This window comes from Erwinia piriflorinigrans CFBP 5888 (genome assembly GCF_001050515.1).
In the GTDB taxonomy this organism is placed as follows: Bacteria; Pseudomonadota; Gammaproteobacteria; order Enterobacterales; family Enterobacteriaceae; genus Erwinia; species Erwinia piriflorinigrans.
Genome location: NZ_CAHS01000014.1, coordinates 295,288 through 308,308, shown reverse-complemented (window position 1 = coordinate 308,308; position 13,021 = coordinate 295,288). Strand labels below are relative to the sequence as shown.

The following is a 13,021-nucleotide window of genomic DNA, read 5'->3' as shown; positions in this document are numbered from 1 at the left end:
CGCCAAACTTGAACGATTTTGCCAACAATTTAAAACAAATCTCCCAAGTCCTGGCTGTAGGCTTTTACCACCTTCTCACCCATATTTTTGAACTGTTGGATCATCCCCACCAGCTTCTGCGCGTAGTTTGGATCGGTGGCGTAGCCTGCGGCCTGTAAGGCCTTTGCCCCCTGCTCCGGTGAGCTGGCGCTGGTGACGGCCGCGTAACGCGGATTGCTGCTGAGCAGCTTCACGTAGTCATTTAACGCCGCAAAATAGGAGTCGTAGACGCGGAACGTCTGCTTGACCTTTTTCGCCATGCCATTTTCATATTCGGTGGTCATCACCTCGGTGGTTTTACCCTGCCAGCTGCCCGTGGCCTTAATCCCAAACAGGTTGTAGCTTGGTTTACCGTCACGCGTGAGGATCTGCCGCTGGCCCCAGCCGGATTCCAGCGCCGCCTGAGCCAGAATAAGATGATGCGGAATACCGCTCTGTTCGCTGGCGGCGCGAGCAGGCTGCATCAGCCTGGCGATAAAATCGCCGTTGTCGCCGGAAAGCGGCGTGTCGCTGCCCGAAAAACGCGGTACGGCTTTACGCACTATCTGTTCCATTGCCAGCGGCGGCAACGTATTGATAAAGCCTTTGTCCAGCGGCATGGGCACCGTACCCGCCTTCTCATCCGGTGCCTTCTGGCTCGCCATCTGTTTAACAATCATGTCGGCCAGGCCTAAGCCTTTCGACCCAATCTGCTGGCCAATCTGCTGATCGTACATCGAGGTATAAAGTCGCGTCTGTTCCGAGCTCATCAGGCCATCCTGCGGCAACGCCTGGCGCATACTTTTCATCATCAACTGCACAAACATCCCTTCTACCTGCTTTGCCACCTCACGCGCATGGGTTTTGGGATCGCTGGCGGCTAAACGTTTCAGGTTGTTGAGCGAGCGGCTGTCGTACGCCGCGCTCGTCAGAGACTGGCTATTGTCACCCATCAGATAATTTCCAGTTTGGCATGCAGACAACCGGCGCTCTGCATCGCCTGTAAGATGGACATCAGATCGATAGGTTTCGCCCCCAGCGCGTTCATTGCCCGCACCACGCTGTTCAGATTGGCGCTGGCGTTAACGGTTTGCAGCGCGCCACCGCTCTGGCGCATATCAATCTGTGTTTGCGGCGTCACCACCGTCTGACCGCCGCCAAATGGCGTATTGGGCTGGTTGACGTTCTGCGTCTGATTGACGGTCACCGACAGGCTGCCCTGCGCAATGGCGCACTGTGTCAGCATCACCTCACGGTTCATTACTACCGACCCGGTACGCGAGTTGATGATCACTTTGGCATCCTGAATCGGGACGGAAACGTCGATATTCTGAATATCGGCCAGCAGGCGTACCTGCGAGGTACTGTTCGCGCTGCTACGGATCTGTACGGTGCGGCCATCTATCGCCTGCGCCATACCGTAGCCACCCCGGCTGTTAATGGCGTCGCTGATGCGCTGGGCCATGCCAAAATCTTCCTGGTTCAGAAAAAGATTGACCAGGTTACTGCTACCAAAGTTATTCGGCAGTTCGCGCTCGATAGTGGCTCCGCCGGTAATACGCCCACCGTTCACCTGGTTGACCTGTGCGGAGCTGCCGCCTGCGGCGACGCTGGCCCCACCAATCAAAATGTTGCCCTGTGCCAATGCGTAAACCTGATTATCCACCCCTTTCAGCGGCGTCATTAACAATGTACCGCCGCGCAGGCTTTTGGCATTGCCCAGCGAAGATACCACCACATCCACCACCTGCCCCTGGCGGCCAAAAGCGGGCAGTTTTGCCGTTACCATGACCGCCGCGACGTTTTTCAGCTGCATATTGGTGCCCGCCGGGACGGTGATACCTAACTGCGACAGCATGTTACTGAGGCTCTGGGTGGTGAACGGGGTTTGAGTGGTTTGGTCACCGGTGCCGTCCAGCCCCACCACCAGACCATAGCCAATCAGGGAGTTATCACGCACTCCGCCGACCGTGGTGAGATCGCGAATACGATCGGCCTGGGCCAGGGCGCTTATTGCCATCGAGAGCAGCAGGACGGATCGAATCAGTACATTACGCATTGGAGCCTCTTACATCGGTGATATATTCAGGAAGAACCGTTGCAGCCAGCCCATGTTTTGTGCCTCATTGATATAGCCGTTACCGACGTACTCAATGCGCGCATCCGCCACCTGGGTAGAAACAACGCTGTTGCTGGCGCTAATCGTGCGCGGGTTAACCACGCCGGAGAAGCGGATAAACTCGGTTCCCTGATTGATTTCAATCTGCTTTTCACCGATCACGCTCAGGTTGCCATTAGGCAATACCTGATTAACGGTGACGGTAATCGTGCCGGTAAAGGTATTATTGGCGGTTGCACCGCCTTTACCGGTGAAATCGTTTTTGCCGCTTCCGCCCAGGGCGGCTTTATCGCCACCGAGCAGGCCGACCAGCGCACGCGGCGTGGCCGTCAGGCCAAATTCGGCGCTGCCGTCACGACCGGCATTGGCAGAAGAACTCTTGCTCGCGCTGACGTTTTCCTGCAACGTTATGGTCAATGTGTCGCCAATATTACGCGGACGTCGATCCTCGAACAGCGGCTGGTAGCCGTAGTTCATCGGCATCACGCCCTGAAAAATAGAGCCGTTGACCAGCGCTGGCGAAGCAGGCAGCGGCTGAGCCGTTGTCGAACCCTCCACCAGCGGCTTGCGGGGAACCAGTGCGCAACCGTTAAGCGTCAGTAGCAGGGTGGCGACTAACCAACGTCCAGGCAATGAGATCTGCTGTGCCATGGAAATAAACCTTTTATCACGTAGATATGCGTTTAACGGGCCGGGCGGAGAGGCCCGGCACCTGCGACGGTCATGACCGTCCTTGTCAGATTAAAGCTGCGTCAGCTTGGCCAGCATTTGATCGGAGGTGCTGATCGCCTTGCTGTTAATTTCGTAGGCGCGTTGAGTCTGGATCATGCTCACCAACTCTTCCGCCACGTTAACGTTGGAGGTTTCCACATAGCCCTGGTACAGCGTACCGGCACCGTTGTTGCCGGGATTACTTTCGTTGGGCGCACCGGAGGCCTGGGTTTCCTGATACAGGTTTTCACCCATGCTCGACAGACCGGCATCGTTGATAAAGGTGCTCAACGTCAGCTGGCCGACCTGAACCGGGTTGGCCTGCCCCTGCTGGGTCACGCTGACCACGCCGTCACGGCTGATAGTCATGCTCAGTGAGTTCGGCGGGATGACAATCGCTGGCTGCACCGGAAAACCGGCGTTAGTCACCAGCTGACCATTCTGATCGGTCTGGAAAGAGCCATCGCGGGTATAGGCGGTGGTGCCGTCCGGCATCTGTACCGAAAAGAAGCCCTGGCCGTTAATAGCCACGTCTTTTGACGAGTCAGTTTGCGACAGATTGCCCTGGTTGTGCAGACGCTCCGTGGCCACCGGGCGCGTACCCGTACCAATCTGCAAACCGGAAGGCAACGTGGTTTGTTCAGATGACTGCGCCCCAGGCTGACGCAGGGTTTGGTACATCAGGTCTTCAAATACCGCGCGCTGACGTTTGAAACCATTAGTACTGACGTTGGCCAGGTTGTTGGCGATAACGTCCATATTGGTCTGCTGGGCGTCAAGGCCCGTCTTGGCAATCCATAGAGAACGGATCATGCTTTACTCCTCCGATCAGCCCATTGACAGCAGCTGGTTGGCTTTTTGTTCGTTTTCATCGACGCTGGAAATGACTTTCATCTGCATTTCGAAGCGGCGGGCATTAGCAATCATATCGACCATTGTCTGCGTAGACTTCACGTTGCTGCCCTCCAGCACGCCCGGCATCACTTTCATTGTCGGATCGGCCTGTAGGGTGGCCCCGCGCTGGGCCTGGGCGCTTGCGGAGACGCGAAACATGCCGTCATCGCCGCGCGTCAGTTCGTTGCCGCTGGCCTGCACCAGCTTGAGTTTGCCCAGCTGCACGGTGGCGTTCGGTGCATCGCCCGCATTCAGCGCGGTAATAGAACCGTCGGCGGCAATAGTGATTTCCGAACCTTGCGGAATGGCAATCGGCCCGCCGTCGCCCATCACCGCATGGCCCTGAACGGTAAGCTGCCCGGTCGGGCTGATTTCCATATTGCCGTTACGGGTATAGGCTTCGCTACCATCGGCGGTCTGCACCGCCAGCCAGCCATCACCCTGCATCGCTACGTCCAGCGGCCGTTCGGTGTAATCCAGCGCACCCTGGGTCATATCCGCCCCCGGCGTGGAGGCGGTCACCAGCGTGCGGGTGGGCAGCGAAAGTCCCTCTACCGGCACCGCGCGCGCGGCATTAAGCTGCGCACGGAAGCCGGGGGTTGAGGCGTTGGCCAGATTGCTGGCCGTTACTGCCTGCTGATCGAGGGTCTGACTGGCGGCCCCCATCGCGGTATATATCGCGTGATCCATAAGACGATCCTGTTAAGCGAATTAACGCAGGTTGACCAGCGTGTTGAGGATCTGATCCTGCGTTTTGATGGTCTGAGCATTCGACTGATAGTTACGCTGGGCGACAATCATATTGACCAACTCTTTACTCAGATCGACATTCGATGACTCCAGTGCGCCAGCGGTCAGCGTACCGAGGTTACCGGTTCCGGCAGTACCGGTCAGTGCCTGGCCCGAAGAGGCGGTGGCTGACCAGACGTTGTCACCTTCAGACTTCAACCCTTCGGGGTTGGCGAAGTTAGACAGCACGATTTGGCCCAGTACCTGAGTCTGCTCATTGGAGTAACTGCCGACCAGCGTACCGTCGTCGTTGATCTGATAGCTGGTCAGATCACCCGGCTTGTAACCGTCCTGCGTCGGGTTGCCGAAGGTACTTTTGCCGTTGTTTTGCTGCAAACTGCCGGTCAGGCTAATCGTCATGCCAGGCTGTGCCGTGGAACCGTTAAGTGCGCCCATGCTGTAGCTCACCTGGCCATTGGCCGGGTTGGTCAACTGGCCATTAGCGTCAAACTCCAGCTTGGTATCCGTGCCTGCCGTGCCGGTAGAGGCATCCACCGGGTGCACCGTCCAGTTGTTATCCGCCGTCTTCACAAAGTAGAGGTTGATGGTGTGCGCGTTGCCCAATGAGTCGAAGGTGGTCATCGCCGACTTGGCGTTGTAGGTGGTTGAATCGTTAATGTTTAAATTAGCGTAATTCTTGGCGGCATCCGTCGAGTTCAGGTTAGCGGTCATCGCAGCGGTCGTTGTCGCCCTGGCTGACATGGCGGTGCTTGGCACGCTCAGCGCCACCGGATTAGCACCTGCCTGCACGGTCGGCGGCGTGCCGGTGGCCGGGTAGCCGGTCAGCTTCAGCCCCTGCATGTTGACGATATTGCGCTCTGCATCCAGCGTGAGCTGGCCGTTACGGCTGTAGAACACCCCACCGTTGGCATCGGCCATACGGAAAAAGCCCGCAGAGCTGATAGCGACATCAAGCCCACGGCTGGTGGTCGTGGTGGTGCCGTCGCCAAAGTCCTGCACCACGGAGGCAACTTTGGTTCCCAGCCCGACTTTAGAACCGGCAAACATGTCGGCAAAAGCCACGGTGCTTGATTTAAAGCCTGCCGTGGCGGAGTTAGAAATGTTGTTACCAATAACGTCGAGGTTGCTGGATGCGGCGTTTAAACCGCTTACTGCTTGTGAAAAGCCCATAGGGACACTCCTGAAAAATAAATTAGTGGATTAGATAATCTGACGGACTTTTTCCAGGGTAGTAGTCCCCAGGGTGCCCAGATCCAACACCGCTCCGCTTGAGTTGGTGCTAACGCCGCCGACAAGAGCATAATTAAGCGGTTGTGCCACCAGCTGGCCGCTGGCGTTACTGGCGCTGATGGCAACGCTGTATTTACCATCGGCCGCAGTGGTGCCGTCACTGGCTTTACCGTCCCACTGGAAGGTGTGCACTCCAGCGGTCTGCGCCCCGAGGTCAATGGTTTGCACCACCTTGCCGCTGGCGTCGGTAATGGTCGCGGTGGTACTGGTGCTGGCCTGCGCCAGCTCTACGCCGAACGGCGTGGTGGTGCTGCTACCGGCTAAAATCTGTGATCCATTAACCATCACGCCATGACCGATCAGGGTGGAAGCCTGCAATGACTGACCGCTGGTGATCTGACCGGAAATGGAACCGAGGGTGGTATTGAGCTTCTCAACGCCGCTTAGCGTGTTGATTTGCGCCAGCTGGGTGGTCAACTGACTGTTATCCATCGGATTTGTCGGGTCCTGATTTTTCAGCTGCGTCACCAGCAGCGTCAGAAAGTTACCCTGTAAATCCGCTGCGGAGGTATCAGAAGAAGAGGTGGAGGACTTTAGCGTGGTGGTCGCCTGCGTTTCATTTACACCTACGGCAATACTCATCGGTAAGCTCCTTATTGGCCCATCGTTAAGGTTTTCATCATCATCTGTTTCACGGTGTTTAACACCTCAACGTTGGCCTGGTAACTGCGTGAAGCTGACAGGGTATTGACCGTTTCAGCGACCACATCCACGTTCGGCATTTTGACGTAACCTTTGGCATCGGCCATCGGGTTGCCCGGCTCATACACCAGTCGCGCCGGAGCCGGATCGTCAATCACCTCTGACACCTTCACACCACCGGTCGAAGAACCGGGCGCGGCGTTGGTTTGGAACACCACCTGCTTTGCCACGTAGGGCTGGCCATCAGGGCCGGTGGCGCTGTCGGCGTTTGCCATGTTGCTGGCGCTGACGTTCAGACGCTGTGACTGTGCTGCCATTGCCGAACCGGCAATATCAAATATGTTTAAAAGTGCCATAACTTATTGCCCCTGTAACACCGACATCATGCCCTTGATTTGACTACTGATAAGTGTCAAATCCGTTTGATACTTCAGGCTGTTATCGGCGAATTCGGTACGTTCCCGGTCCATGTCTACCGTGTTGCCATCAAGGGCAGGCTGAGCGGGAATGCGATACATCAGATCGACTGAAGGAGACTGCAACGTTTCTGCAGGAATATGGCGTGCCGACGTCACCGCCAACGACATCCCTGTCCCTTGTGCCCGCCCGTTTTGCATCGCGTTGCTTAGCTGGCTGGCGAAATCGATATCGCGCGCCTGATAGCCCGGCGTATCGGCATTGGCAATGTTGGAAGCCAGGATCTCCTGTCGTTGTGCACGCAGGTTCAGGGCTTCGGTGTTAAACCTTAGCGCTGCGTCCAGTTTGTCGAGCATGCGTCCTCCGCAAGTGAGTATTCAGAGCTGACAGCATAATCTTCGCGCGCAAAGCCTATCGCTTGAATAGCGCTAAAAAGCGTCTCTAATTTGCGCCTTGAACCGACGGACTGACGGTTAGAATCAGTGCCATGATGAAGAACAGGACTCACTGATGCCAAGATCCATGCTCCTGCTGGCCGCCCTGCTGTCCCTGCTCTGCGCCCCTGCCAGCGCCGCAGATTTGACCGCGCAGCTCACTCAATTTTTCAAAATTCGTTATGAACAAAATGGCGCGAGTGCCGATAAGCTCAAGGTACTGGTAAAAACGGCGCAAAATATGTGGCCAGACTGTGATGCCCCGCAATTCTCGCTGCCGGGTAACAGCCGCATGTGGGGCAATATCAGCGTGGCGGCTGACTGCGATCGAAACCGACGTTATATTCAGGTTCAGGTTCAGGTGACGGGTAACTATCTGGTCGCCACTCGCCCACTCTCCCAGGGAGAGGTCATCAACGCCAGCGATGTGCGTATTGAGCAAGGGCGGCTGGACACGCTGCCCGCACGCACCCTAATGCATGCCGAAGAAGCCACAGGCGCCGTTACGCTGCGGGCTATCACACCGGGCCAGCCGGTCACCATGATGATGATGCGCCAACCCTGGCGCGTCAGAGCAGGTCAGACCGTCACCGTTCACGCCAGCGGTGACGGTTTTAGTATCAGTAGCGAAGGTAAAGCGATGAATAACGCCGCCGCTTTGCAGTCGGTGAGAGTGCGTATGAATTCGGGGCAGATCGTGATGGGAAAGATCGGTTCTGATGGGAATATTCTGATATCGCTATAAAACGCTAAAGAAGCCCTCATTTCTGCCGATAGTGTGATTAACAACCATCATATAATTACAATATTGAATAGCAGGCATGGATAACGCCTGAATTAAAGGAGCCCGAAATGAGCATCGACAGAACCCAGCCTCTGAAACCGGCCAGTAGCGTTCAACAGCGTGAAACGAATGATGTGACTCCGCCCAAACTGCGAGCTGCCGAGAACAAGTCATCTGTCACCAGCGGTACTCAGGTGCTTTTGAGCGGCACGCAGTCACAGCTGACCAAAGCCAGCTCACAGGACATTAATACCGCCCGCGTGGAAGAGCTGAAAACCGCTATCCGTAACGGCGAACTGAAGATGGACAGCGGTAAAATTGCCGATGCACTGATCCAGCAAGCCAAAGACTCACTGCAAGGTCATTAACATCATGGATAAGTTGCAAAATACGCTTGATAAAATGCTGGAAGTTCTTTCGTCGCTGGCCGAAGTGATGGATGCGGAGCAGGTACAGCTTTCGGCAGGTCAGGTCAATAGCAGCTTATTACAGCGAATTACCGAGGATAAAAGCTCACTGCTGGCGACGCTAAGTTTCGTAGAACAGATGCGACGTGATGCGGAAAACGCCGCCAGACTGCATGAGCCTTACAGCCATCATCCTGAACTGGCACAGCGCTGGGCCACTATTCAGGCCCGCACCCTGAAACTTCGCGATACCAACACGCACAACGGTATGTTGCTCAACCATCAAATCAAACATAACGAGCAGGCGTTGCAGGTGCTTAAGCCCTATCATTCGCAAAAATTCTACGGCCCGGATGGGCAGGCGGTCAGCCCCGGACGGATCGGCCGTAAAGCCTGATCCATACAAGATCCTTTGTTCGAATTCACCCCGCATGCCCGGCGCTGCGGGGTTTTTCTGCTTATTGAGTACGTCGTGCGAAGTCACGCGGGCGGAAGCCTGTCGCGCCCAGCACGGCAAAATAGACGCCGCCACCGACCGCGCATACCGCCGCCAGCCGTAGCAGACGCGACAGCATATTTCCGTTCGCCCACTCCGGCATCAGATACAGCGTGCCCACCAACGCGGCGGCCATCGCCAGCACGGCAAACAGCAGGCGCAACAGGAAGCTCATCCAGCCCGGCTGCGGCTGGAAGATGTCCTGCTTGCGCAGCTGCCAGTAAAGCAGCGCAGCGTTAAGACAGGCGGCCAGCCCGATGGACAACGACAGTCCGGCGTGTTTCAGCGGACCGATAAACGCCAGGTTCATCACCTGGGTGGCCAGCAGCGTAAACATGGCGATTTTCACCGGGGTTTTAATATCCTGGCGAGAATAGAAGCCCGGTGCCAGCACCTTCACCACGATCAGCCCCATCAGGCCGACCGAATAGGCCACCAGCGCACGCTGGGTCATCGCCGCATCAAAAGCGGAGAATTTGCCGTACTGGAACAGGGCAACGGTGAGCGGCTTAGCCAGAATGCCCAACGCCACCGCACTCGGAAGCGCCAGCAAGAAGCAGAGGCGCAGCCCCCAGTCCATCAGACGCGAGTATTCAGCCTGATCACCGCTGGCAAAACTTTTTGCCAGCGACGGCAGCAGAATGGTACCCAGCGCCACCCCCAGCACTCCGGAAGGAAATTCCATCAGCCGGTCGGCGTAATACATCCACGACACCGAGCCGGACACCAGAAAAGAAGCAAAAATCGTGTTGATAATCAGAGAGATCTGGCTGACAGAAACGCCAAGAATCGCCGGCCCCATCTGACGCATCACGCGCCACACTCCGGCATCACGCAGGTTAAGGCGCGGCAGCACCAGCAGACCAATTTTTTTCAGATGTGGCAGCTGGTAGCCGAGTTGCAGTACGCCCCCCGCCACCACCGCCCAGGCCAGCGCCATCACCGGTGGATGAAAATGCGGGGCGGCAAACAGCGCGAAGCCGATCATGCTGACATTTAGCAGCGTTGGCGCGAACGCCGGAACCGAAAAGCGGTTCCATGTGTTGAGGATGGCTCCCGCCAACGATGCCAGGGAAATCAGCAGGATATAGGGGAAAGTGACGCGTAGCAGCGATGAGGTGAGCGCAAACTTATCTGCTGTGTCCGTAAAGCCCGGCGCGGTGACCATAATCACCCAGGGAGCGGCAAACATGCCCAGCACGGTGACAATGGCCAGAATTAGCGTCAGTAGCCCGGAAACATAGGCGACAAATACTTTGGTCGCCTCCTCGCCCTGCTTGCTTTTATATTCGGCGAGGATTGGCACAAAGGCCTGGGAAAAAGCCCCTTCGGCAAAGATACGGCGCAGCAGATTGGGCAGTTTGAAGGCAACAAAAAAGGCATCCGTCGCCATTCCGGCACCAAATACGCGCGCCACAATCGCATCACGGGCAAAGCCCAGCACGCGCGAAAACAGGGTCATTGAGCTGACCGCTGCCAGTGATTTTAACAGGTTCATGTGTTTCCTGATTCTGATATCCGGGAGGCCCGGCTTGCGACAATCTTTGACCAGCGTTGTCCGGTCAGTTCAAAGTGCGAATAGTCTACTGATATGCAACGAAATAACCACTGTGGATTGTTACACCCTTTGTCTGGAATCGGTCTGCAAGCCAACCTGGGCGTAAGGGGTTCCCCCGGCGCTAGTGGGCAGCGGGCCGGGGTAAAGCCCCCGCACAGGGGCTAAGGCTTATTCTGCTTCAGCGTCACGCCACAGTTTCTCCACCAGCCGCTGCGCCATCAGCGCCTGTTCACCGCTGGTTTGCGGCATTGTCTGATTTTCCACACAGCGAATAAAATGATGCGCTGCTCCGACAAAGCCACGCTGTTCCAGCGTACTCTGCCAGCCGGGAACGGGCTCATTTGAAACGCGACCTGCACTTTCACACTGCCAGTCACGCATATCAATCACCTGATAGACCGCGCCGTCATCCACGGCCGTCACCGTTTCACGCTGGCTACCTGCGCGACGATGCATGCTGGTGGTCACCTGAATATCGCCGACGGCAAAATGATGTTCGGCATACAGCATCTGACCGCTATGGTTGGTTTGCAGCGTGCCGCTCTGTAACTTGCCTTCACCGCCGCTCAACCATAGCGCACTGTCCACCACATGCAGATAATCATCCAGCAGCGTGAAACGCAAATCGTGCGGCCCTACGCTGTCGCTGCGATGTTTATCCATACGCAGTGACGCTGGCTGCGACAGCGCCGACTTGAGTTGCAAATAACGCGGCGCAAAACGGCGGTTGAAAGCCACCATCAGTTTGCGCCCGCGCCGATCGGCCAGCTCCACCAGACGCTCGGCTTCATTCAGCGTGGCGGCAAGCGGCTTGTCAACGCAAACATCCACCCCGGCACGCAGCAAAAAATCAACAACGTCGTAGTGGCTGGCGGTCGAAGTGTGAACGAATACCGCGTCACTGGCCTCTGCCAGCTGCTCTGGCGACGTGAGTAAGGGAATGCGGTAGCTGGCGCATACCGGGCGCGCTTTTTCCTGGTTGGGTGAAAACGCCCCGGCGATCTGCCAGCCGTCCGTATGGGTCAATACCGGAAGCCAGGCTTTCTGTGCAATCTGCCCGAGACCCATGATGCCAATCCGCAAAGCACTCATTTCGCCTCACCGTCCGCCAGCAGTTGGGCGATCTGCCGTTGCAGCGTTGCCACCTGCTGCTCCAGCTGCGTAACCCGTAGCGCCAGACCCCCGCTATGATTATCCGCATCAGGGCTGCTGGCCTCGGGGCTTTCATTCACCTCACCGCTTAACAGGTGCATATAGCGACTTTCGCGCTTACCCGGTTCGCGCGCCAGACGCACCACCAGTTGACCATGCTGATGCTGCACCAGCCGCTCCAGCGTCTGCTCCACTTCGGCCACATCAGCGAAGTCATGCATACGTGCGCTACGTATCCGCAGCTCCCCCGGCGTTTGCGCACCACGCAACAGCAAATTAGTGATAATCGCCACTTCGGCGGCGCTGAACTGCAACTGACCGAAGGTGGAATTACAGAAGCGCTGTTCATATTTCACCACCCTGCTGCCGGTATTCAGCGCCGTCAGCTGGTGTTTTTTTACCAGCATATCAAGAGTGTTCTGGACCTCACTGTCGCTAAGCGACATCACCGGTTCACGGTTAGACTTCTGATTACAGGCGGTCACTACGCCGTTTAGCGACATCGGATATTGATCGGGCGTCGTGACCTGTTTCTCTAACAGACACCCGACTACCCGCGCTTCGACGGCGTTAAAGAGGATCTTGTTCATCGTGCTGTTACACTCCGCGCCGCTCTGGCGTCCATTCATTACAGGTGAGCGCCGTCAGGACATGATCCTGCCAGCATCCGTCAATCAGCAAATAATTTTTGGCATAGCCCTCTTTTTCAAAACCGAGGCGGGCCAGCAGTGCACCGCTACGCTGATTATGCGGCATATAGTTAGCCATAATACGGTGCATCCGCTGCTGACGCTGCATATAGCGAATGGTGCTTTGCAGCGCTTCAAACATCATCCCCTGGCCCTGCCATTTCTCACCCAGCGAATAGCCAAGATAGCAGGCATGAAAAGAGCCGCGCAGCACATTACTGAAGTTTGCCACGCCACGTACTTCATTTTCCTGCGGGTCCAGCACGGCAAAATAGAATGCGCTACCCTGTTTATGCATTTCGCCAATCAGACCCAGCCGCGCCTGCCATCCCGATGGGTAACAGTGACTGTCGTCACGCACCGGCTCCCACGGTTTCAGAAAGGCGCGATTCTCGGCGTAGTAGTCAGCCAGCCGCCAGTCATCACGCTCATTAATCAAACGGACCACCAGACGATCGGTTGTCAGCTGCACTTTAGGTGCGTGGGTACGATAGCCAAACATCTTTTCTCCTGAAATTTGTGGCTGGTCGCCAGGGTATGCGCTGGAGTTCAGTCGCGTATTATTACTATAACCGCCCGTCGGTGTAAGGGTGAAATCCTGCGCGTCACAATGAGTTAAAACTCTTCTGGGATGGCGAAGCCATCTTACGCTTCCGCCCC

The 13,021-nt window shown here is 56.6% G+C and carries 16 protein-coding genes; 3 read left to right on the top strand and 13 right to left on the bottom strand.

The features are described 5' to 3' along the window. Window positions 1-29 precede the first annotated feature (29 nt). The 9 genes from flgJ to flgB all read right to left on the bottom strand — a co-directional run bounded on the left by flgJ (window position 30) and on the right by flgB (window position 7,197). Window positions 30-971: a flagellar assembly peptidoglycan hydrolase FlgJ gene (gene flgJ, locus EPIR_RS07575; RefSeq protein WP_023654750.1), complete on the bottom strand. Its 942-nt coding sequence runs from the start codon at window positions 969-971 to the stop codon at window positions 30-32. Further along, window positions 971-2,077, bottom strand: coding sequence for a flagellar basal body P-ring protein FlgI (locus EPIR_RS07570; RefSeq protein ID WP_023654749.1), 1,107 nt, complete (start codon window positions 2,075-2,077; stop codon window positions 971-973). Before EPIR_RS07570 ends, flgJ begins: the two co-directional genes overlap by 1 nt. A 9-nt stretch (window positions 2,078-2,086) precedes the next feature. After that, entirely contained in the window at window positions 2,087-2,788 is a 702-nt protein-coding gene (locus EPIR_RS07565; RefSeq protein ID WP_023654748.1) for a flagellar basal body L-ring protein FlgH, read from the bottom strand. Window positions 2,789-2,878: 90 nt separating this feature from the next. Next, window positions 2,879-3,661, bottom strand: a complete 783-nt coding sequence (gene flgG / locus EPIR_RS07560; RefSeq protein WP_023654747.1) for a flagellar basal-body rod protein FlgG — start codon at window positions 3,659-3,661, stop codon at window positions 2,879-2,881. A 15-nt stretch (window positions 3,662-3,676) separates the two neighbouring features. Continuing rightward, window positions 3,677-4,432 carry a flagellar basal body rod protein FlgF gene (locus EPIR_RS07555; protein WP_023654746.1) on the bottom strand — a complete coding sequence of 252 codons (756 nt, stop codon included), beginning with the start codon at window positions 4,430-4,432 and terminating at the stop codon, window positions 3,677-3,679. Between the two features lie 21 nt (window positions 4,433-4,453). Continuing rightward, window positions 4,454-5,662 carry a flagellar hook protein FlgE gene (gene flgE, locus EPIR_RS07550; protein ID WP_023654745.1) on the bottom strand — a complete coding sequence of 403 codons (1,209 nt, stop codon included), beginning with the start codon at window positions 5,660-5,662 and terminating at the stop codon, window positions 4,454-4,456. A gap of 30 nt (window positions 5,663-5,692) precedes the next feature. After that, window positions 5,693-6,364 carry a flagellar hook assembly protein FlgD gene (gene flgD / locus EPIR_RS07545; protein WP_023654744.1) on the bottom strand — a complete coding sequence of 224 codons (672 nt, stop codon included), beginning with the start codon at window positions 6,362-6,364 and terminating at the stop codon, window positions 5,693-5,695. 11 nt (window positions 6,365-6,375) lie between these two features. Continuing rightward, window positions 6,376-6,780 carry a flagellar basal body rod protein FlgC gene (gene flgC, locus EPIR_RS07540; protein ID WP_023654743.1) on the bottom strand — a complete coding sequence of 135 codons (405 nt, stop codon included), beginning with the start codon at window positions 6,778-6,780 and terminating at the stop codon, window positions 6,376-6,378. Window positions 6,781-6,783: 3 nt separating this feature from the next. Further along, on the bottom strand, window positions 6,784-7,197 hold the full coding sequence (gene flgB / locus EPIR_RS07535; protein ID WP_023654742.1) for a flagellar basal body rod protein FlgB: 414 nt from the start codon (window positions 7,195-7,197) through the stop codon (window positions 6,784-6,786). A gap of 154 nt (window positions 7,198-7,351) precedes the next feature. Between flgB and flgA the strand changes: the two genes are divergently transcribed. From flgA to flgN, 3 genes are all read left to right on the top strand, one after another. Further along, window positions 7,352-8,020, top strand: coding sequence for a flagellar basal body P-ring formation chaperone FlgA (gene flgA / locus EPIR_RS07530; RefSeq protein ID WP_023654741.1), 669 nt, complete (start codon window positions 7,352-7,354; stop codon window positions 8,018-8,020). A gap of 107 nt (window positions 8,021-8,127) precedes the next feature. Beyond that, the gene (gene flgM / locus EPIR_RS07525; RefSeq protein WP_023654740.1) at window positions 8,128-8,427 is read left to right on the top strand and encodes a flagellar biosynthesis anti-sigma factor FlgM; all 300 of its coding nucleotides are present in this window, start codon (window positions 8,128-8,130) and stop codon (window positions 8,425-8,427) included. A 4-nt stretch (window positions 8,428-8,431) separates the two neighbouring features. Next, window positions 8,432-8,863 (top strand): flagellar export chaperone FlgN, encoded by a 432-nt coding sequence (flgN, locus tag EPIR_RS07520; RefSeq protein ID WP_023654739.1) that lies wholly within the window; start codon window positions 8,432-8,434, stop codon window positions 8,861-8,863. Between the two features lie 61 nt (window positions 8,864-8,924). Here the strand turns inward: flgN and murJ are convergent, their stop codons facing one another. The 4 genes from murJ to rimJ form a co-directional block, all read right to left on the bottom strand. Then, the gene (murJ, locus tag EPIR_RS07515) at window positions 8,925-10,460 is read right to left on the bottom strand and encodes a murein biosynthesis integral membrane protein MurJ (RefSeq protein WP_023654738.1); all 1,536 of its coding nucleotides are present in this window, start codon (window positions 10,458-10,460) and stop codon (window positions 8,925-8,927) included. Between the two features lie 228 nt (window positions 10,461-10,688). Continuing rightward, window positions 10,689-11,612, bottom strand: a complete 924-nt coding sequence (locus EPIR_RS07510) for a Gfo/Idh/MocA family protein (RefSeq protein ID WP_023654737.1) — start codon at window positions 11,610-11,612, stop codon at window positions 10,689-10,691. After that, window positions 11,609-12,262 (bottom strand): DUF480 domain-containing protein, encoded by a 654-nt coding sequence (locus tag EPIR_RS07505; RefSeq protein WP_023654736.1) that lies wholly within the window; start codon window positions 12,260-12,262, stop codon window positions 11,609-11,611. The genes EPIR_RS07510 and EPIR_RS07505 overlap by 4 nt, the downstream gene beginning before the upstream one ends. Window positions 12,263-12,269: 7 nt before the next feature. Beyond that, window positions 12,270-12,863: a ribosomal protein S5-alanine N-acetyltransferase gene (gene rimJ, locus EPIR_RS07500; protein WP_023654735.1), complete on the bottom strand. Its 594-nt coding sequence runs from the start codon at window positions 12,861-12,863 to the stop codon at window positions 12,270-12,272. Window positions 12,864-13,021 lie beyond the last annotated feature (158 nt).